The 20170-nt window shown below is 69.9% G+C and carries 18 protein-coding genes; 8 read left to right on the forward strand and 10 right to left on the reverse strand.

Annotated features, from left to right (window positions below; genetic code table 11):
• Nucleotides 1–70: 70 nt before the first annotated feature.
• The gene (locus tag QK291_RS07085) at nucleotides 71–409 is read right to left on the reverse strand and encodes a P-II family nitrogen regulator (RefSeq protein ID WP_024366371.1); all 339 of its coding nucleotides are present in this window, start codon (nucleotides 407–409) and stop codon (nucleotides 71–73) included.
• Complete coding sequence (locus QK291_RS07090; protein ID WP_282380384.1) at nucleotides 406–1779, reverse strand: ammonium transporter; 1374 nt, start codon at nucleotides 1777–1779, stop codon at nucleotides 406–408. The genes QK291_RS07085 and QK291_RS07090 overlap by 4 nt, the downstream gene beginning before the upstream one ends.
• A 257-nt stretch (nucleotides 1780–2036) precedes the next feature.
• On the opposite strand from QK291_RS07090, the gene QK291_RS07095 reads away from it, so the two are divergent.
• Complete coding sequence (locus tag QK291_RS07095; RefSeq protein WP_282380386.1) at nucleotides 2037–3284, forward strand: MFS transporter; 1248 nt, start codon at nucleotides 2037–2039, stop codon at nucleotides 3282–3284.
• A 90-nt stretch (nucleotides 3285–3374) separates the two neighbouring features.
• On the opposite strand, the gene ftsY is transcribed toward QK291_RS07095, so the two are convergent.
• On the reverse strand, nucleotides 3375–4586 hold the full coding sequence (gene ftsY, locus QK291_RS07100) for a signal recognition particle-docking protein FtsY (RefSeq protein ID WP_282380388.1): 1212 nt from the start codon (nucleotides 4584–4586) through the stop codon (nucleotides 3375–3377).
• Between the two features lie 62 nt (nucleotides 4587–4648).
• Entirely contained in the window at nucleotides 4649–8254 is a 3606-nt protein-coding gene (gene smc, locus QK291_RS07105; RefSeq protein WP_282380390.1) for a chromosome segregation protein SMC, read from the reverse strand.
• A gap of 274 nt (nucleotides 8255–8528) precedes the next feature.
• On the opposite strand from smc, the gene QK291_RS07110 reads away from it, so the two are divergent.
• The 3 genes from QK291_RS07110 to QK291_RS07120 are packed head-to-tail and all read left to right on the forward strand — an operon-like array spanning nucleotide 8529 to nucleotide 12984.
• On the forward strand, nucleotides 8529–9551 hold the full coding sequence (locus QK291_RS07110; RefSeq protein WP_282380392.1) for a 3-oxoacyl-ACP synthase III: 1023 nt from the start codon (nucleotides 8529–8531) through the stop codon (nucleotides 9549–9551).
• On the forward strand, nucleotides 9545–12256 hold the full coding sequence (locus QK291_RS07115) for an alpha/beta fold hydrolase (RefSeq protein WP_282380394.1): 2712 nt from the start codon (nucleotides 9545–9547) through the stop codon (nucleotides 12254–12256). The genes QK291_RS07110 and QK291_RS07115 overlap by 7 nt, the downstream gene beginning before the upstream one ends.
• On the forward strand, nucleotides 12253–12984 hold the full coding sequence (locus tag QK291_RS07120) for an NAD-dependent epimerase/dehydratase family protein (protein WP_282380396.1): 732 nt from the start codon (nucleotides 12253–12255) through the stop codon (nucleotides 12982–12984). The genes QK291_RS07115 and QK291_RS07120 overlap by 4 nt, the downstream gene beginning before the upstream one ends.
• Here QK291_RS07120 and mutM read toward each other — a convergent pair.
• The 5 genes from mutM to coaD form a co-directional block, all read right to left on the reverse strand.
• On the reverse strand, nucleotides 12936–13919 hold the full coding sequence (gene mutM / locus QK291_RS07125) for a bifunctional DNA-formamidopyrimidine glycosylase/DNA-(apurinic or apyrimidinic site) lyase (RefSeq protein WP_282380398.1): 984 nt from the start codon (nucleotides 13917–13919) through the stop codon (nucleotides 12936–12938). The genes QK291_RS07120 and mutM overlap by 49 nt on opposite strands.
• A 9-nt stretch (nucleotides 13920–13928) precedes the next feature.
• Nucleotides 13929–14681 carry a ribonuclease III gene (gene rnc, locus QK291_RS07130; RefSeq protein ID WP_282380400.1) on the reverse strand — a complete coding sequence of 251 codons (753 nt, stop codon included), beginning with the start codon at nucleotides 14679–14681 and terminating at the stop codon, nucleotides 13929–13931.
• Nucleotides 14682–14702: 21 nt separating this feature from the next.
• On the reverse strand, nucleotides 14703–14906 hold the full coding sequence (gene rpmF, locus QK291_RS07135) for a 50S ribosomal protein L32 (RefSeq protein WP_009356569.1): 204 nt from the start codon (nucleotides 14904–14906) through the stop codon (nucleotides 14703–14705).
• Nucleotides 14907–14942: 36 nt separating this feature from the next.
• On the reverse strand, nucleotides 14943–15467 hold the full coding sequence (locus QK291_RS07140) for a DUF177 domain-containing protein (protein WP_282380402.1): 525 nt from the start codon (nucleotides 15465–15467) through the stop codon (nucleotides 14943–14945).
• A 172-nt stretch (nucleotides 15468–15639) separates the two neighbouring features.
• Nucleotides 15640–16140 (reverse strand): pantetheine-phosphate adenylyltransferase, encoded by a 501-nt coding sequence (coaD, locus tag QK291_RS07145; protein WP_282380404.1) that lies wholly within the window; start codon nucleotides 16138–16140, stop codon nucleotides 15640–15642.
• 48 nt (nucleotides 16141–16188) lie between these two features.
• On the opposite strand from coaD, the gene QK291_RS07150 reads away from it, so the two are divergent.
• From QK291_RS07150 to QK291_RS07165, 4 genes are read left to right on the forward strand one after another with little or no spacing between them, the layout of a single operon-like run.
• Entirely contained in the window at nucleotides 16189–17046 is an 858-nt protein-coding gene (locus QK291_RS07150; RefSeq protein ID WP_282380406.1) for an SDR family NAD(P)-dependent oxidoreductase, read from the forward strand.
• Entirely contained in the window at nucleotides 17043–18251 is a 1209-nt protein-coding gene (locus tag QK291_RS07155) for an aminotransferase class I/II-fold pyridoxal phosphate-dependent enzyme (RefSeq protein WP_282380408.1), read from the forward strand. The genes QK291_RS07150 and QK291_RS07155 overlap by 4 nt, the downstream gene beginning before the upstream one ends.
• Nucleotides 18251–19042: a fused MFS/spermidine synthase gene (locus tag QK291_RS07160; RefSeq protein WP_282380410.1), complete on the forward strand. Its 792-nt coding sequence runs from the start codon at nucleotides 18251–18253 to the stop codon at nucleotides 19040–19042. The genes QK291_RS07155 and QK291_RS07160 overlap by 1 nt, the downstream gene beginning before the upstream one ends.
• A 7-nt stretch (nucleotides 19043–19049) precedes the next feature.
• Nucleotides 19050–19511: an AAA family ATPase gene (locus QK291_RS07165; protein WP_282380412.1), complete on the forward strand. Its 462-nt coding sequence runs from the start codon at nucleotides 19050–19052 to the stop codon at nucleotides 19509–19511.
• A 10-nt stretch (nucleotides 19512–19521) separates the two neighbouring features.
• Here QK291_RS07165 and rsmD read toward each other — a convergent pair whose 3' ends face one another.
• Nucleotides 19522–20142, reverse strand: a complete 621-nt coding sequence (gene rsmD, locus QK291_RS07170) for a 16S rRNA (guanine(966)-N(2))-methyltransferase RsmD (protein ID WP_282380413.1) — start codon at nucleotides 20140–20142, stop codon at nucleotides 19522–19524.
• Nucleotides 20143–20170: the final 28 nt, after the last annotated feature.

Consider the following 20170-nt stretch of genomic DNA (forward strand, 5'->3'; position numbering starts at 1 on the left):
CGGCAAAGGCGCACAAAAGCGGGCCGGGTACCTTTTCAGGTTCCCGGCCCGCCTTGTTGACTGAAGCTGGCTAGATAGCCGCCGAGCCGCGTTCTCCGGTGCGGACCCGCACCGCTTCGAACACATCCATCGTCCAGACCTTGCCGTCGCCGGCCCGGCCGGTGTTCGAGCTGGCGATGATGACATCAAGGATGTCGTCCGCCTGTTCGTCGGTGGCCAGGACCTCTACCCGGATTTTGGGCAGCAGGTCCACGTTGTACTCGGCGCCGCGGTACACCTCGGTGTAGCCCCGTTGCCGGCCGTAGCCGCTGGCCGCGCTGACGGTGAGGCCCTGCACTCCGTAGGCTTCCAGGCCCTCGCGGATGGTGTCGAGCTTTTCGGGCCGGACGATTGCTGTGATCAGTTTCATGCCTCCACACTTTCCTTACCTGCTGCTGCGGTCTTCTTGCCGTTGGACGTGGCGTCCACCGGCCCGGCGGACGGGGCCGCCACGGCTTCGCTCTGGGCCTTGCCGGTGATGAGTTCGTGCAGCGGGGTGAAGCTTCCACCGTGGCCGCCGACGCCGAATTCGTAGGCGGTTTCGGCGTGCAGGCTGAGGTCCACGCCCACGACTTCCTGCTCCTGGGAGACCCGGAAGCCCATGGTCTTGTGGATCGCCAAGGCGATGAGTGCGGTCATCACTGCCGAGTAGGCGATGGCGATACCGGCCGCCGCGAGCTGGGCCCACAGCTGGGTGAGGCCGCCGCCGTAGAACAGGCCGCCGCCGACACCGTCGGCCGGGAGCGCGATGAAGCCCAGAGCCACGGTGCCGATGATGCCCGAGACGAGGTGGACACCGACGACGTCGAGCGAGTCGTCGAAGCCCCAGCGGAACTTGAGGCCGACGGCCAGGGCGGAAGCGGCACCGGCGATCAGGCCGAGGCCCAGGGCGCCGACCGGGCTGACGTTGGCGCAGGCCGGGGTGATGGCGACGAGGCCGGCCACCACACCGGAGGCGGCACCGAGCGAGGTCGGGTGACCGTCGCGGATCCGCTCCGTGATGAGCCAGCCGAGCATTGCCGCGGCCGGGGCCGCCAGGGTGTTGACCCAGATCAGGCCGCCCTGTTCTGCTGTGGTCGCTGCGCCGCCGTTGAAGCCGAACCAGCCGAACCACAGGATCGCGGCACCGAGCATCACGAACGGGATGTTGTGCGGGCGGTGGTTGGGGTCCTTGCCGAAGCCCTTGCGGTTGCCGATGATCAGGACGAGGATCAGCGCGGCAACACCGGCGTTGATGTGGACAACCGTGCCGCCGGCGAAGTCGATCGCCGGGCCGAGGGCCTGGCCGATGGCCCCTTCCGGGCCGAACAGCCCGCCGCCCCAGACCATGTAGGCCAGCGGGCAGTACACCAGGGTGACCCAGACCGGCACGAAGACCGTCCAGGCGCCGAACTTGGCGCGGTCAGCGATCGCGCCGCTGATCAGGGCGACGGTGATGATGGCGAAGGTGGCGGCGTAGCCGACCTTGATGAGCCCGTCAGGGGTGTCGATGCCCTCCAGCCCGAAGGTGGCGAACGGGTTGCCCACCATCTGCATGAAGCCCTCGCCGGAGCTCATCGATGCTCCCCAGAGCACCCAGACCACACCGACCATGCCGATGGAGATGAAGCTCATCATCATCATGTTCAGTGCGGCCTTGGCGCGCGTCATGCCGCCGTAGAAAAATGCGAGTCCTGGTGTCATGAACAGCACGAGTGCCGCTGCCACCATCAGCCATACGTGACCTGCGGTAAGTTCCATGGTGCACGTCCTCCTTGCTTGGATGCGATCTAGAAGTTGTTCTGCGGAGTTCTCCGCGTGCCTCAACGCTGTTTGCGTTCTAAGAAGATTTTGTCGAAGGCGTGTTTCGCCGGCAGAGGATTTAGATTGCCGGGTTGTTACAAGAACCTCCCGGAAGTAAATGGTGCAATTCCTTCTTGTTACGGTTATGTTTCACGCGTTCCAACATCGCCCTTCTCCCACATCTGTCCCGCCCGCATCGCCAGGAAGCCACCGCCATGAGTAAGACCCCCCGCCCCGCGGGATCCCCGCCGCGGGCCGGTACCCGGACCCACGGCAAGCCGGTGCTGCCCCGGGACATCAAGGTGATGTTGGTGGCGGCCTTCCTCATCGCCCTCGGCTTCGGTCTCGTGGCACCGGTCCTCCCCCAGTTCGCCACCACTTTCGACGTCGGCGCGACGGCGGCGGCCGTGATCGTGAGCATTTTCGCGTTCATGCGGCTCGTGTTCGCTCCCGCGGGAGGCGCGCTGATTGTGCGGCTCGGGGAACGGCCCGTCTACGTGGCCGGGCTGTTGATTGTCGCGGCGTCGACGGCGGCTTGTGCCTTCGCCCAGGACTACTGGCAGCTGCTGGTTTTCCGCGGCCTCGGCGGGGCTGGCTCGGTGATGTTCACGGTGGCATCGATGGCCCTGGTGGTCCGGCTGGCCCCCGCGGAGAGCCGCGGACGGGTCTCCGGGGCCTATGCCTCGGCGTTCCTCATCGGCAACGTGTGCGGTCCGGTCGTGGGCGGGCTGCTGGCCGGCTTCGGCCTGCGGGTGCCGTTCCTTGTCTACGCCGCCGCCCTGGTTCTGGCGGCCCTCGTGGTGCAGACCCAGCTCAGCCACGTGCCCGCGGCCTCCCGCCCGGACGGGAAAACGGCGCCGGCGATGGAGCTGCGCGAGGCGCTGCGGGACAGCGCGTACCGGGCAGGGCTGTTCTCCAGCTTCGCCAACGGCTGGGCGACCTTTGGGGTGCGGATGGCCACGGTGCCGCTCTTCGCCGTCGCCGCCCTGAACGCTGGGCCCGAATCGGCGGGCTGGGCACTGGCCATGTTCGCCGCGGCCAACGCAGCGGCCTTGACCTTCTCCGGCAGACTAGCGGACAGCCTGGGCCGGAAACCCATGATGGTCTCAGGACTGCTGGTCACCGGAACCGCAACGGCAGCCATCGGCTTCACACACGAGCTGCTCTGGTTCCTGGTGGCCACCGCTGTCGCCGGCATCGGTTCAGGGCTGCTCGGTCCCGCGCAGCAGGCAGCCATGGCCGACGTGATTGGCAACGAGCGCTCCGGCGGGCGGGTTCTTGCCATCTTTCAGATGACCGCCGACAGCGGGGCGATCATCGGACCGGTCCTGGCCGGGCTCCTCGCAGACCGGCTCGGCTACGGCTGGGCGTTCGGCGTCACCGGCGGCGTCCTCGTAGCTGCCGCCGCGGGCTGGCTGCTGGCCCGGGAGACATTCCACCGGCCGGAGATCCGCAGCGCCTGACCCTTACGCGGTTAAATCCCACTGGCTCGCGGCTGCTGCCGTCATCAGTGATGAAACGGCGGCACCGGCGAGCCAGCGGGGCGGGACGGGCTAGTTCAGGATGGCGTCGACGAAGCTTTCGGCGTCGAACGGGGCGAGGTCGTCCGCCCCTTCGCCGAGGCCGATCAGCTTGACCGGGACGCCGAGCGACTTCTGGATGGCCACCACGATGCCGCCCTTGGCCGTGCCGTCCAGCTTGGTCAGGACGATGCCGGTGATGTTCACGACCTCGGCGAAGACCCTTGCCTGGTTCAGGCCGTTCTGCCCCGTCGTGGCGTCGAGCACCAGAAGCACCTCGTCCACCTCGGCGAGCTTCTCAATGACACGCTTGACCTTGCTGAGCTCGTCCATCAGGCCCACCTTGTTCTGCAGCCGCCCGGCAGTGTCAATCATCACGACGTCGACTTCCTGGTCGATGCCGGCCTTGACTGCTTCATAGGCGACCGACGCCGGGTCCGCTCCGTCGACGTCGGACTTCACCGTGGCGACGCCGACGCGCTGGCCCCAGGTGGCCAGCTGCTCGGCGGCAGCGGCACGGAAGGTGTCCGCCGCACCCAGCAGCACATCCTTGTCCTCGGCGACGAGCACGCGGGCGAGCTTGCCCACCGTGGTGGTCTTGCCGACGCCGTTGACCCCCACCACCAGCACGACGGCGGGTTTGTCCGCGTGCCGGTCGACCCGCAGGCTGCGGTCCATCGTCGGGTCGACCATCTTGATGAGTTCCTCGCGGAGCAGGGCTTTGACCTGCTCCGGGGAGCGGGTGCCGAGCACCTTGACGCGTTCACGGAGCGCGTCCACGAGCTGCAGGGTCGGCTCGGTGCCGAGGTCGGCGAGCAGGAGGGTTTCCTCCACTTCGTCCCAGACGTTTTCGTCAATTTTGTCGGCGGACAGCAGCGCCAACAGGCCCTTGCCGAGGATGTTGTTAGACCGGACGAGGCGTTCGCGCAGGCGGATCAGGCGGCCGGCCACCGGCAGCGGAGTTTCAACCGGAATGGTTTCCAGGCCGGCCACGTCATCCGGGACTTCAACTGTTGCCGGCCCCTCGACGCCGGCGGACTCCGGTGCCGTGCGTTCGCGCACCGGTGCCGGGCGGTCCTCGAGGAGTGTTCCGCCGCCGGCACCGGGGGCCACAGGATCGTTCTCGTCCCGCTTTCCGGGGTAGTTGGTGATGTTCTTCCGGGTCTTCATCAGGACCGGAATGAGTGCACCGAGGACCACCAGGGCGGCGAGAATGGGCAGAAGAATGGAGAGGATGTCGTTCACTCCCCTAGCTTCTCACAAACCGGAATGCCGGCGCGGAGCCCTAAAAATGCTGCGGACGCCCCTCAGACCTGGGCGCCGAGGCGCTGGCTGATGACTGTGGAAACGCCGTCACCGCGCATGGTGACGCCGTACAGCGCGTCGGCGACTTCCATGGTGCGTTTCTGGTGCGTGATGATGATGAGCTGGCTGGATTCGCGCAACTCCTCGAAGATGGTGATGAGCCGGCCAAGGTTGGTGTCGTCCAGTGCTGCTTCCACCTCGTCCATCACATAGAACGGTGAGGGCCGGGCCTTGAAGATGGCGACGAGCAGGGCCACCGCGGTCAGCGACCGCTCTCCGCCCGAGAGCAGCGAGAGCCGCTTGATCTTCTTGCCGGCCGGGCGCGCCTCGACCTCGATGCCGGTGGTGAGCATGTCCGTGGGGTCGGTGAGGACCAGCCGTCCCTCGCCGCCGGGGAACAGCCGCGCGAAGATCCGGACGAACTGCGCCGAGGTGTCCTCGAACGCCTCGGCGAAGACCCTTTGGACGCGTTCATCGACTTCCTTGATGATGTCCAGCAGGTCCTTGCGGCTGGATTTGAGGTCTTCGAGCTGGGTGCTGAGGAACTGGTGGCGTTCCTCAAGGGCCGCGAATTCCTCCAGCGCCAGGGGGTTGACCCGGCCCAGGGCCGACAGGTCCCGCTCGGCCCGCTTGAGCCGTTTCTCCTGCTCCTCGCGGACGAAGGGTTTGCCGGGCACGATCCCGCGGCCGTCCTCATCCACCGGGGCCCGCAGGGCAGCCCATTTGTCCGCCGATTCCGCGGCGGGCACGGGAACCGGCCGGTCCGGTCCGAAATCTGCGACCAGCTGGTCCGCGGTCAGTCCCAGCTCCTCGACGCCCCTGAGCTCCAGGGCTTCGATCCGGAGGCGCTGCTGGGCGCGGGCCAGTTCGTCCCGGTGGACGGAGTCGGTCAGTTCGGCAAGTTCACGGGCGAGGGCATCGTTGCTGCTGCGCAGGGCGGCCAGCTCGCGGTCCATCTGTTCCTTGCGTTCCTCGGCGCCGTCCCGCTCCTGCCGGGCGAGTTCCACGGACACGTCGAGGAAGCCGACCACCTGGGCGACGGCGGCGGAGACGGCCGCGGCGCGTTTGGCCTGGAGCCTGCGGCGGCGGGCCCGTTCGGCCGCCTCCTCGCGGGCGCGCCGCTCCGAAGCGGCGGCCCGTTCCAGCGACGACGCCCGGTTGCGGGTGGCCGAGAGCTGTTCCTCGGCGCTGCGCAGGCCGAGCCGGGCCTCCATTTCGGCGCTGCGGGCCTGGGACGCGGCCAGCGCGAGGGCGTCCCGGTGTTCCGGGGAGGGTTCCTCCTCCGCCGGCGCTTCCTGTACAGCGGCGAGCCGCTCCGCCACAGCCTCCAGCGCAACCTGTTCGAGGACGATGTTGGCCTCGGCCTTGGCCAGGGAGGCGGCGAGCCGCTCGCTTTCGCCGACGGCGGAGCGCAGCACGGAGTTCAGGTGCCCCAGGCGTTCGGCGACGGCCGCCAGCCGGGCATCCGAATCGTGGAGTTTCTCCAGGGCAGCATCGGCACGGTCCTGAGCCGCGGCGCGCCGGGCCCGGGCGGCGGCGAGAGCGAAACGCTGCCGTTCCAGCCCGGCGGTCACCGCGGCCAGCCGGGCTGAAGCGTCGTCTACGGCAGCCTGCACTTCGATCAGCGAGGGTGCCTTCGCGGAGCCGCCACTGACGGTCAGCGCGGTCAGGACGTCGCCGGCCCGGGTCACGGCGGTCAGTTCAGGGCGCGCCGCCACCAGATCGGCCGCAGCATTGAGGTCCTCGACGACGGCGATGCCCGCCAGCAGCCCGGACAGCGGCAGCCGGGCAGCGGTGTCCCCGGTACCGCATGCCGTGACGAGCTGCGAGGCCCACCGGGCGCCAGCGGGGAGTTCCCCGCCGGCAGCGGGCCGGGCGCCGGCTTCGGTGGCATCGGCGGCGGCGAACAGCAGGGCGGCCCGGCCGGCGTCGTCGTCCTTCAGCCGCTGCACGGCGGTGGCCGCGGACTCACTGTCCTGCACCACGATGGCGTCGGCGGACGCGCCCAGGGCCGCCGCAAGGGCGGCTTCGAAGCCGGATTCCACCTTGATCATGGAGGCGAAGGCGCCGAGCACCCCGGGTATTCCTGCGCCGAGGACGTGGTCCGAGCCGTCCTTGCGGTTGAGCCCGAGCTGGAGGGCGTCGCGGCGGGCCAGGAGGGCGCCGCGTTCCCGTTCGCCGTCGCGTTCTGCCGCCGTGAGCGCGTCGATCTCGGCGACGATGGCGTCGAGGGCGGCGCTGGCGTCCTCGTAGTCGGCGTCCAGGGTCTCCTCGCCGTCCTCAACGCCGGCAACCTGGGATTCGAGGGCAGTGAACTCGCTGAGCGCGTGCCGGCGGCGTTCCTCCCCGGCCTTGAGGGATTCCCGGAGCCGGCCGAGTTCCGCCTGGGCGGATTCGACCCGGGAGCGTGCGGCACCCACCTGTCCGGCCAGTCTGGCCAGGCCTTCGCGGCGGTCCGCGGCGGCGCGGAGCAGTGTCGCGAGCCGCTTGTCCTCTGCGGCGGCGGCGTTTTCGGCGTCCTGTTTGGCGGCGGTGGCGGCGTCCAGGGCGCCGCGGCGGTCCGCGATCTGGCATTCCAGCCCGGCTTGTTCCTCCCGGACGCGGGCTGCCTGCCGGTCCAGCTGCTCGGGGTCGCGGCCGGAATCGGGCACGTTGTCGGAGGCGCCGAGCAGCCGGCGGCGTTCCTCGGCCAGCGAACCCAGCGCGCGCAGCCGGTCCCGTCCGGCGGAGACCTGGTACCAGGTGTCGCGGGCGGCGTTGAGCCTGGGCGTGGCTTCGGCGGCGAGTTGCTCGAGTTGGGCCTGCCGCTGCCTGCCGAGTTCGAGTTCCTGCCCGGCGGCGCCGCGGCGGGCCTTGAGCGCACTCTCGTCCGCAACATCCTGCGCCAGGGCCCCCTGGAGCTGGACCAGGTCGTCCGCGAGGAGTCGGGAACGCGCGTCACGGACCTCAAACTGGACGGTCTGGGCCCGGCGTGCAACTTCGGCCTGTTTGCCGAGCGGGGTGAGCTGCCGGCGGATTTCACCGGTGAGGTCGCTGAGCCGGGCGAGGTTGGCCTGCATGGCCTCGAGTTTGCGGACCGTCTTTTCCTTGCGGCGGCGGTGCTTAAGGATGCCGGCCGCTTCCTCGATGAAGCCACGCCGGTCCTCCGGTGTGGCGTGGAGGACCTTGTCCAGCTGCCCCTGCCCAACGATCACGTGCATTTCGCGGCCCAGCCCGGAATCGGAGAGGAGTTCCTGGATGTCCAGGAGCCGGCAGCCGGCGCCGTTGATGGCGTACTCCGAGCCGCCGGCGCGGAACAGCGTCCGGGAAATAGTGACCTCGCTGTACTCGATCGGCAGGGCACCGTCGCTGTTGTCAATGGTGAGGGAGACGTGGGCGCGGCCCAGCGGCGGGCGCCCGGACGTGCCCGCGAAAATCACGTCCTCCATCTTGCCGCCGCGCAGGGTCTTGGCGCCCTGTTCGCCCATCACCCAGGCCAGGGCGTCCACGACGTTGGACTTGCCCGAACCGTTGGGGCCGACCACGGCGGTGACGCCTGGTTCGAATTCGAAAGTCGTCGCCGAAGCGAAAGACTTGAATCCCCGGACGGTCAGGCTCTTGAGGTGCAAGGTGGTTCGGATCTCCTGCTCGGCGGACTGGGCACGCGGTGGGGCGAAAGCGTAATTTGGGCGGACGCGGATGTTCCGGGACGGACACGGATACATACAATCTACTGCGGGGCGGGAACAATTCCGCGCAGAACCGGCGCGGGACCCTCGGGTGCGGCAGCCGGATCTGCAGGAACCGATCCGCGCCGGGCATAGTTAAGCCCTTGGGCTTGGGCTTGGGCTTGAAGGGGCGGGTAACCGCCGGGCGTAGGACAGATACGAACAGAGGCCTGATGTGACAGGGAATGCAACATTCCGGCACCGCAACACCGCGTTGCTTTCAGTGAGCAGCGTCGAAGCTCCGAGGATCGTCAGTTCCACGGACTTCGACCGCAGGCTGGAGGTGACGCTGCGGCGGCTGCAGTTCCCCCCGAAGCTGCTGGAACGGGTCACCGGCGTCACACACCGGCGCTGGTGGGCCCCCGGGACGACGTTCGACGACGCCGCCGTCGAGGCGGGCGCCAAGGCCCTGGCCGAGTCGGGCATCGAGGCGTCCGAGGTGGGCCTGCTGATCAACACCTCCGTCACGCGGCGCAATCTGGAACCTTCCGTCGCGGTGAAGATCCATCACGGGCTCGGCCTGCCCTCGTCGGCCATAAACTTCGACCTGGCCAACGCCTGCCTCGGCTTCGTCAACGGCATGACCCTGGCGGCCAACATGATCGACTCCGGCCATATCAAGTACGCGGTGATCGTCAACGGCGAGGACGCCCAGGCCACGCAGGAGGCCACGCTGGCCCGGCTGCAGCGGCCCGAGACGTCCCGCGAGGACTTCAACCGCGAGTTCGCCACCCTGACCCTCGGCTCCGGCGCCGCCGCTGCCGTGCTGGGACCGGCGGACCAGCACCCGGGGGCGCACCGGATCCTCGGCGGCGTGATGCGCGCCGGCACCGAGCACCACGAACTGTGTGTGGGCGGCATCGACGGCATGGCCACGGACACCAAGGGACTGCTGGAAGGCGGCCTGCAGCTGGTGGTCGACGCCTGGCATGAGGCGCAGCCGGAGTGGGACTGGGCCTCGATGGACCGTTATGTCACACACCAGGTGAGTACTGCCTATACCCAGGCGATCATCGACGCCGTCGACCTGGACCCGGACAAGGTGCCGATCACGTTCCCGCACTGGGGCAATGTGGGCCCGGCTTCCCTGCCGATGACCCTCGCGGCCGAAGCGCAGAGCCTCGGAGCCGGCGACCGGGTGCTGTGCATGGGCGTCGGATCCGGCCTCAACACCGCGATGGTGGAAATCGTTTGGTAGCCGCCGGCTGGCCCGGCGTGGACGCCGAGTGGTCCCGTGAAATCGATGTGGTGTCCACCTCCGCCGTGGACGGGACCGGCGCCGTGCGCCGCTGGCATCTGCTCGACAACGGCGCCCAGCTCACCCGCCGGGGCCTGACGCCGGCCGGGACGCTGCTGTGCGTGCACGGCAACCCGACCTGGTCCTACCTGTGGCGGACCCTGCTGGCCGCCGGGTCCGACCCGGCCCGGCCCTGGCGCGTGGTGGCGGTCGACCAGCTGGACATGGGCTTCTCCGAACGCACCGGCACGTTCCGGCGCCTGGCGGACCGGATCAACGACCTGGGCGACCTTACCGCCGCGCTCGGGCTGGACGGCCCGGTCGTCACCGTCGGCCACGACTGGGGCGGGGTGATCAGCCTCGGCTGGGCGCTGGCGCATCCGGAGCAACTCGCCGGAGTGGTGCTGACCAACACCGCCGTCCACCAGCCCGCCGGCTCCCGGATCCCGCCCGCGCTGCGGCTTGCCCTGCACCCCGCGGTGCACCGGTGGGGAACGACGACGTCGGACGCCTTCCTGCGGGTGACGCACTCCCTCGCCCGTCCGCCGCTGCCCGCGGACGTCCGCGGCGCCTACATGGCCCCCTACCGCGGCGGCGCCGGCCGCCGCGCCGGCGTGGGGAACTTCGTCGCGGACATTCCCGCCGGCCCATCCCATCCCAGCTTTCCCGCCCTCACCGGCGTCGCCGAGGGGCTGCGCACGCTGCACGTTCCCGCCCTGATGCTCTGGGGACCGCAGGACCCGATCTTTTCCGACCGGTACCTCAAGGACCTGCTCAGCCGGCTGCCGTCCGCGACGGTGCACCGCTTCGAGGGCGCCGGACACCTGGTCGCGGAGGACCGCGACATCGCCGCTCCCGTGTTCGAGTGGCTGGCCGGGCACGGCCCGCAGAGCGGACCGGCCGGCACCGACGCTGACGCCCGCGCCGGTACCCGGACCGGTCCCCCGGCCAACCCGCCCGCCGCGGGAGCGCCGGAACCGGCGCAGACGCCGCCGCTGTGGGCGCCGCTCACCGCGCTGGCGGCCGGACCCGGCTGCGGGGACACCGCCGTGGCGGAAATGGCCGCGGACGGCAGCGTCGCCCGCTCCCTCAGCTGGCTTGAGCTGGAGTCCAGTGTCGCCGCCCTCGCGGCGGGACTGCAGGACGCCGGTGTCCGTCAGGGCAGCCGGGTGAGCCTGATGGTCCCGCCCGGCGTGGACCTGACCGTGGTGCTGTACGCCTGCCTGCGGCTCGGCGCGGTGGTGGTCGTGGCCGACGCCGGCCTGGGCACCCGGGGACTGAGCCGCGCCGTCCGGGGCGCCACCCCGGATTTCCTGATCGGCGTCGACAGGGCCCTCGCCGCCGCAGCGGTGCTCGGCTGGCCCGGCCGGCGGATCAGTGGGCAGGACCTGCCGGCCGCCCTGCGCCGGCTGCTCACCGTCGAAACGTCCCTGTCGGGCCTCACCCGGCGGGGCAGGCTCTCCGCCGGTCCGACGCCGCCTCCGGAGGCCCCCGACCCGGACGCCCCCGCCGCGGTGCTCTTCACCTCCGGATCCACCGGCCCCGCCAAGGGCGTGCTCTACACCCACCGGCGGCTGGCGGCGATGCGGGACACCGTGGCCGCGACGCTCGGAATCCGCCCGGGCGCACGCCTGGTGGCGGGATTTGCGCCCTTCGCCCTGCTGGGACCGGCGCTGGGCGCCGTCTCGGTGACGCCCGCCATGGACGTGACGGCGCCCCGCACCCTGACAGCCCGCGCACTGGCGGACGCGGCCGCGGCCATCGACGCGACCGTGGTCTTCGCCTCCCCCGCGGCGCTGCGCAACGTCCTCGCGACCCGGGCCGGCCTGGACCGCGCCGGGCACGAGGCCCTGGGCCGCGTGAAGCTGCTGCTCTCCGCCGGCGCGCCGGTCCCCGCGTCCCTCCTGGCCGACGTGCAGCGGCTGCTGCCCCTGGCCGCGCTGCACACCCCGTACGGGATGACCGAGGCGCTGCCCGTCACCGACATCAGCCTAGAGCAGATCCGCGCCGCCGCGGCCGACGCCGCCGGGACCATGCCGGGCGCCGGCAACGGCGTGTGCGTGGGCCGGCCGGTGCACGGCGCCCGGGTGGCCGTCATCCCGCTGGCCGCGGACGGCACCGCCCCCGGGAACGACCCCGTCACCGCCGCGGGAGTCACCGGCGAGATCCTCGTCAGCGCCCCGCACGTGAAGGAAACCTACGACCGGCTGTGGCTGACCCAGCGCGAAAGCGCCCGCACCGCCGGCTGGCACCGCACCGGCGACGTCGGGCACTTCGACGCCGCCGGCCGGCTTTGGGTGGAAGGACGCCTCGGGCACGTCGTCACGGCTCCGGGGGGCGTGGTCACGCCCGTGGGCGCCGAGCAGGCCATTGAACGCATCGACGACGTCGGGCTGGCCGCGGTCGTCGGGGTCGGACCGTCCGGGACGCAGGCCGTCGTCGCGGTCGTCGAGACTGTTCCGCCCGCCCGCCGGGCCGGGCCGGCCGCGCCGCAGCTCGCCCGCCGGGTCCGCGAGGCGGCCCGGCAGGCGGGCGCCGGCGTCTCCGCCGTGCTCGTCGTCCCCGCCCAGCCGACCGACATCCGCCACAACGCCAAAATCGACCGGACGCGCCTGTCCCGGTGGGCGGCGGCGGTGCTGGCCGGCGGCCGGGCGGGCACGCCGTGAGGGTCCTGGTCACCGGTGCCAGCGGCCTGCTGGGCGGGGAAGTGGCCCGGCAGCTGGTGCGCCAGGGCCATACCGTCACCACTTTCCAGCGCCGGCCCGCCGGCGTCGACGGCGCCGAGGACGTCACCGGGTCCATCACCGACGACGGCGCGGTCCGCCGCGCCGTCGCCGGCGCCGAGGGCATCATCCACCTGGCGGCGAAGGTCTCCTTCACCGGCCGGGCCGCGGACTTCGACGCGGTGAACGTGGACGGCACCCGCCGGCTGCCGCTGCTGGACGCCGGCGCGGCGCTGATCGACACCACCTATGTCGACAACGCCGCTGCCGCGATTGTCGCCGGGCTGCACCGCATGGGGCACATCGCCGGGCGGGCGCTGGTGGTCAGCAACGGCGAACCCCGCCCGGTCGGGGAACTGCTGGCGGGGATCTGCGCTGCCGCCGGCGTCCGGGCGCCGTCGTGGGCGGTGCCGGGCAGGCTCGCACGGGCGGCAGGATCCGTGGTGGAGCAGGTCTGGACGCGGACCGGCCGGTCCGGGGAGCCACCCATGACCCGGTTCCTCGCCGAGCAGCTGTCCACCGCGCACTGGTTCGACCAGCGCGAGACCCGCGCTCTCCTGGACTGGACACCCGCCGTATCACTGGACGACGGCCTGGCGAGGCTGGCCCTGCACTACGGGTCCTACCAGCGTCCGTTCCGCGGCCGGGGCTGGCAGACCGGGCACGAGTAGGACGAACGGTTCATGAACTGCTCGCGCCGCATCACGCTGGCCAGGCCGGCAGCGGCGCAGCGTTTGCATTCCTTGCCCTCGCGGCCGTAGGCGTTAAGCGAGCGGTCGAAGTAGCCGGAGGCGCCGTTGACGTTGACATAGAGCGAGTCGAAGCTGGTGCCGCCGGCCGCCAGGGCCTCGGTCATGACCTCGCGGGCGGCGTCGAGGACACGTCCGGCCTCCGCCCGCCGGAGCGTGTCGGTGGGCCGGGCGAAGTGCAGCCGCGCCTTCCAGAGGGCCTCGTCGGCGTAGATGTTGCCGATTCCCGAGACCAGGCCCTGGTCCAGCAGCGCGCGTTTGAGGCCGGTCTTGCGGGCCCGCAGACGCCGGTAGAACTCCTCGAAGGAAAAGTACGGGTCCAGCGGGTCGCGGGCGATGTGCGCGGCCTCCTCGGCGATCAGCGGCAGCGGCGTTTCCGCGAGTCCGCCGGGACCGCCGTCGGCCGTGGGGATCAGGGACGTGAGGAAGAGCCCGCCGAAAATCCGCTGGTCCACGAACCGGAGCTGTTCCGGCATGCCGTCAGCGGCGCTGAGCTGCAACCGCACCTTCAAATGCTTCTCGTCCGCAACGGAGGAGTCCTGCATCAGCAGTTGCCCGGACATGCCCAGGTGCGCCATCAGGGCCACGGCTGGGACAGGAGTTCCGGCGGCGGGCCCGCTGGGGCCGCCGCCGGGACCAGCGGCGGGCGTGTCCGCCAGCGGCAGCCAGAGGAACTTTCCCCGGCGGACCACGTCCAGGACGCGGGCGCCCTCGAGGTTGCCGGCGAAGTCCTCCGGGCCGAGCGCGTGCCGGCGGACGGAGCGCGGATCCACCACCTCAACGCCGGTGATGGTCCGGCCCCGGACCCAGCTAACCAGGCCGCGGCGGACCACTTCGACCTCGGGCAGTTCAGGCACGGTACGTGCCTAGGTGCCGGTCTGGGACTGCAGCTGCTGCGCTGCGGGCTCCACGGGTGCTACTGCTTCGGGCGCGGCAGCGGACGGCGCGGAGAGCCTGCGCCAGGCGTCCGCGGCAGCTTCCTGCTCGGCTTCCTTTTTGGAGTTGCCCGATCCGGTGCCGTAGTCGGTCCCGCCGATCCGCAGGATGGCCTCAAACGTCCGGGCGTGGTCCGGCCCGGAGCCTTCCACGGCGTAGTTGATGGTCCCGAGCTGCCGGCTGGCCGCCAGCTCCTGGATGGAAGTCTTCCAGTCGGTGCCGGCGCCGAGCGCGGCAGCGTCCTTGAGCAGCGGCCCGATCAGGCGCATGACCAGCTGGCGCGCCGTTTCAATGTCATTGGAGACATAGGTGGCGCCGATCAGCGCCTCCATCGTGTCCGCAAGGATGGATGCCTTGTTTTTTCCCTCGGTGAGTTTTTCGCCCTGCCCGAGGTAAATATAGTCACCAAGGCCGATGCTCCGCCCGATGCCCGCCAGGGCCCGGGTGCTGACGACGGCGGAGCGGCGCTTGGCCAGGTCCCCTTCCGGCAGCGTGGGGTTGTCACGGTACAGCGCGTCGGTCACCGAGAACCCCAGAATGGAGTCGCCCAGGAACTCGAGCCGTTCGTTGGTGGGGATGCCGCCGTTTTCGTAGGCGTAGGACCGGTGTGTGAGCGCAAGACGAAGCGTCCCGGCGTCAATAGTGACACCGAGACGCTTCAGAAGCTCTTCAGTTGAAGACATCATATTCAGCCAGTTGGCGGATTAGACGTCTGCGACCTTGCGGCCCTTGTATTCAAGGAACAGCGCGGTGCCAGCCGAGTCGGTAACGACCTTTGCCTGGTGCGGCAGGCTGTAGGTGACCTGGCCGTTCTCGACAGTCTTCACCAGGTGGGGGGCGGTTGCCTTCCACTGGGAGCGGCGGGCGCGGGTATTCGAGCGAGACATTTTCCGCTTCGGGACAGCCACGGCTAACTCATTTCTCTCTAGAAAAACACTTACAAATCAGTTTTGCCGGTCAGGCTTAGCCAAGTCAGCTAGGGCAGCCCAGCGAGGATCTACGATCTCGTGGTGATGCCCCGGCTCGTCTTCCAGGCGTACTCCACATTCGGAGCAAAGGCCCTGGCAGTCTTCCCGGCACACCGGCTGGAACGGCAGCATGGTTACAACTGCGTCCCGCAACACCGGCTCAAGATCGATCAGATCGTGCTCGACTCGACGTTGCTCTTCTTCGTCTTCTTCATCCGAGAACTCAGCGTCCTCGTAGAAGAAAAGTTCTTGCACATTGACCTCCAGGTCATACGCAAGGGGATCCAGGCATCGGCCGCATTCGCCAGTAACTTCGACGTTTGCGATTCCTGATACCAAAATTCCTTCGTGTACGGCCTCGAGCCGCAGATCCAGCTCGACATCCGAGCCTTCCTGCACGCCAATGAGGGCCACACCGAGATCGCCCGGTGCGGGTACATGTTCCGTCAGCGTCCGCATGCTTCCCGGACTGCGTCCGAGGTCCTTGACGTCGAACGCCAAGGGCGAACTAGCATCTCGTTTAATGAGAACTCCTGTTGAACATATGACCGACGTACTATCTTAGCCTGATCTTCCGGGCGGACTCAAACCGGGGCATGCCCGCGGTTTGAACCGCAAGCCGCTTGGATTCGGGCCGCGCAACCGGCAGCAGGCCGCCGAGTACCGATCAAGCTTACCCTCTGCGCGGCTGATCCCTGACCGGCTCGCCGGAGGTCAGCCGTTTCAGCACCGAGCGGGGCACGAAGTCGGACACATTCCCGCCCAGGGTGAACACTTCCTTGATCAGGGTCGAGGACAGATGGAGGTAGTGGCCCTCGGCGGGCAGGAAGACCGTTTCGACGCCGGTGAGCTGGCGGTTCATCGTCGCCATGGGCAGTTCGTAGTCAAAGTCGGAGGAGGATCGAAGCCCCTTGACGATGGCGTCCACGCCGCGCTGGCGGCAGTACTCGGCGAGGAGGCCCTCCCCCACCGGCTCCACCACGATGCCGCGCAGGGAGGCCAGGGTTTCCCGGGCCATGTCGATGCGTTCCTCGAGCGTGAAGCGGTATTTCTTGGCGTAGTTCGTGGAGACGCCCACGATGACCTCGTCAAAGAGGCCGGCCGCCCTGGCAATGACTTCCAGGTGGCCGTTGTGGATGGGGTCAAAGGAGCCAGGGCATACGGCGCGTCTCATGCTCCGAACCTACCGTACTGCTGCCGCCGGCCGGGATAGCATGGCTGAATGTCAGCATCAAGCATTCCTTTCACCGTGTCCGGAGGCGTGGTTCTCGTGACGGGAGCCGCCATGGGCATGGGCCGTCTCTACGCCCTGCGGGCGGCCCGCGAGGGCGCCGGCGTCGTGATTCTCTGGGACGTCGACGCCGACGGCCTGGCGAAGACCGCCGCCGAAGTGGCCGCGCTCGGCACACGCCCGGTCGTCCGCCAGGTGGATCTCGCCGACCGCACGGCCATTGCCGACGCCGCCGAGTCCTGCCGCGAGGAGGGCCCGCTGACGCTGCTGGTCAACAACGCCGGCATTGTCCGCGGCGCACTTTTCTGGGAGCACCGCCCGGAACAGGACATTGCCCTGACCATGGAGATCAACGCCCTGGCGCCGATGTACGTCACCCGCGCGTTCCTGCCGGGCATGATGGGCGACGCCGGCCGGCCGCGCCGGATCCTCAACATCGCCTCCGCTGCGGGCACCGTGTCCAACCCCAGGATGAGCGTCTACGCGGCGTCCAAATGGGCCGTGATCGGCTGGAGCGATTCGCTGCGGCTCGAACTCGAACAGCAGGGCTACGGCCACCTCGCCGTGACAACGTTCTGCCCCAGCTACATTTCCACCGGAATGTTCGACGGCGCATGCGGCCCGCTGCTGACGCCGCTGATGACGCCGGAGGACGCCGTGGACCGGGCCTGGCGTGCCACCGCCGCCGGACGGCCCCAGCTGATCGCCCCGGCCACCGCGCAGCTGGGGAAGGTGCTGCGCGGTGTGCTGCCGGTGCGTGTCTGGGACTTCGTGGGCGGGAAGGTCTTCGGGATCTACTCCACCATGGACAAGTTCACCGGCCGCGGCGAGAAGGCGGGCACCCGATGAGCTCCCCGAGGCAGTCACCGTGGCAGCGGACCGCGACCGGTGCCAACCTGCTCGCCCCCGACGGCACACTCGGCGTCACCATCTTCGAGGAAATGACCACCCTCGCCCTCCAGACGGGCGCCATCAACCTTGGCCAGGGCTTCCCGGACGAGGACGGCCCGGTGGAGATCAAGGCCGCCGCGCAGGCGGCCATCGCCGCCGGCGCCAACCAGTACGCCCCCGGCAAGGGCATCCTTGAGCTGCGCGAGTCGATCTCGCTCCACCAGGAGCGCTTCTACGGCCTGGAACCGGACCCGCAGACCGAGATCATCGTCACCACCGGCGCCACCGAGGCCATTGCCGCCTCGCTGCTCGCGCTCGTCGGGCCAGGCGATGAGGTCCTCACGTTCGAGCCGTTCTACGACTCCTACGGCGCCATCATCGGCCTCTCCGGCGCCCGGCACGTCACGGCCCCGCTGCTGGCCCCTGACTTCATGCCGGATCTGGAGGCCCTCGAAGCGGCGTTCAGCAGCCGCACCAAGGTGGTGCTGGTCAACAACCCGCACAATCCGACCGGTGCGGTGTTCCCCCGTGAGGTGCTGGAACGCGTCGTCGAACTCGCCGTCCGGCACGACGCCATCATCATCACCGATGAGGTCTACGAACACCTCACCTTCGGTGTCCGGCACATCCCGGTGGCCACCCTGCCGGGCGCCGCCGACCGCACCCTGACGATTTCCTCCGCGGGGAAGACGTTCTCCTTTACCGGCTGGAAGATCGGCTGGCTCAGCGGGCCGGAGCACCTGGTCTCCGCCGCCCGCACGGTCAAGCAGTTCCTGAGCTACAGCTCCGGCACCCCGTTCCAGAGCGCCATCGCGGCCGGGCTGGGCCTGCCGGATGAGTTCTATGCCGGCATCGCCGATACCCTCCAGCTCAAACGCGACATCCTCAGCGAGGGCCTGCGCGCCGCGGGCCTGGATGTGTTCACGCCGCAGGGGACGTACTTCGTCAACGTGGACACCGCGCCGCTGGGCATCTCGGATGCCGTCGACCTGGCCCGCCGGCTGCCCGCTCTGGTGGGCGTCGCGGCGATCCCGGTGCCGGTGTTCTGCCACCCGGAGGGCGCCGTTCGCACCCGGAGCCTGCTGCGCTTCGCGTTCTGCAAGCGGATCGATGTGCTGCAGGAAGCCGCCGAACGGCTTGCGACGCTCCGCGACCGGCTCTGATGGCGGACACGCCCCCCGCCGCGCGTTTCCTGCGCACCACCGGCCAGCACGCCACAATCGAGCCCGACGCCTTCACCGAGGGCGGCTTTGTGCTCAGCATCGGCGGGGCGGAACAGTCGCACGTCAACCTGGCGGACCCTTCGGACATCTTCTACGAGTACCTGCGCCGGATCGGCCATGTGGTGGATCTGGCGGCACCGTGGGCCGAACCGATCACCGCCCTCCATCTCGGCGCCGGGGCCCTGACCCTGGCGCGCTACATCCAGGCCACCCGCCCGGGCTCCGTGCAGTACGCGGTGGAGCTGGAACGGGAACTGCTGGACTTTGTGCTGCAGCAGCTCCCCCTGCCCGAAGGCACGCGGCTGCACCCGCTGATCGGCGACGCCCGCGACGCCCTCGCCGCGCTGCCCCCGGAACTGCGCTTCGACGTCGTGATCCTGGACATCTTCTCCGGGCCGGACGCCCCGGAACACATCGCCTGCACCGCGTTCTACTGCGAGGCCGCGGCCAAGCTCACTCCCCGCGGCGTGCTGATCGTCAACGTGGGCGACGAACCCGGGCTCACGCTGGTCCGGAGCCAGGTGGCCGCGCTGCGCCGGGCGGTGGCCGACGTGTCCGCCTTTGCCGAGGCCGGCATGTTCAGCGGCCGCTACCCGGGCAACATCATCCTGACCGGAACGCAGGGGCCCTGGCCGGAGGCATGGACGGCGGCGCTTACCGCCCGCGGGCCGCACCCCGCGAAGGTGCTCTCCGGCGTCGGCCTCGACGTCCTCTCGGACCAGCCCGACTGACGGCCCCATGGTTGAGGTTCTCCTGACCGGCATGTCCGGCGCCGGCAAGACCTCCGCGCTGGCAGAACTCGCGCGGCGCGGTTTCGAGACGATGGACACCGATGACGGGGGCTGGATCACACGCGACGGCGGCGAGCCGCTGTGGCACGTGCCCCTGATGGACGCGCTGCTGTCCCGGCCGCGGACCGGGCCCCTGTTTGTGCAGGGTACCGTCGCCAACCAGGGACGCTTCTATGACCGGTTCGACGCGGTGGTGCTCCTCAGCGCGCCCGTCGGCGTGATCCTGGAGCGCCTGCGCACCCGGACGGGCAACGATTACGGGAAGTCCCCGGCCGAGCGGGCGAAGATCCTGCGGGACATCGCCGAGGTGGAGCCGCTGCTGCGCGCCGGGTCAACGCATGAGCTCGACACGGGGCAGCCGCTGGAGGAGACGGTCGAGGCGTTGATCACGATCGCCGGCCCGCCGTGACCGGGCCCGCCTAGGTACCGTCGGGATCAGCCGCGGGATCCGGGCCTGCGTCCGGGCCTGCTTCGGCGCTGGGTTCGGCGAACCAGAGCTTGGTCTCCCCGTACTTCCGTTCCGCGAACCGTTCCATTCCGTCGGGCCAGGACGGTTCGGGGGTCCGGGACGATCGCTCCACGACGACGACGGCGCCCTCCGCCAGGTGCGGGAGCAGCTTGGCGAGCACCCCGGCCAGCGCCGGTTCGTCAAGCGGGTAGGGCGGATCGAGGAAGACGAGGTCCCAGCGGACGGCCGCCTGGGTCCGGTCCAGGAACGAGTCGACCCTGGAGCGGTGCACAGTGACGATCTTGTGCCGCGCGACGGTGTTGACCAGGTCCGCGTTGCGCTGGCAGACCTCGCTGGCCTTGCCGTCGGATTCCACCAGGTCCACACTCTGCGCGCCGCGGCTGGCGCTTTCCACGCCGAGTGAACCGGACCCCGCGTAGAGGTCCAGCACCCGGGCGTCCGCGATCACCTCGAAGGCGTCCAGCCGGGAGAAAAGCGCTTCCTTGACCCGGTCCGTGGTGGGCCGGGTCAGCGACCCCGGGACGCTGACCAGGGTGGTTCCGCCCGCGGCCCCGGCAATGATGCGGCTCATGGCCGGGCCGCCCTGGGTGCATCGATGG

The organism is Arthrobacter sp. AL12 (assembly GCF_029960645.1).
GTDB lineage: Bacteria > Actinomycetota > Actinomycetes > Actinomycetales > Micrococcaceae > Arthrobacter.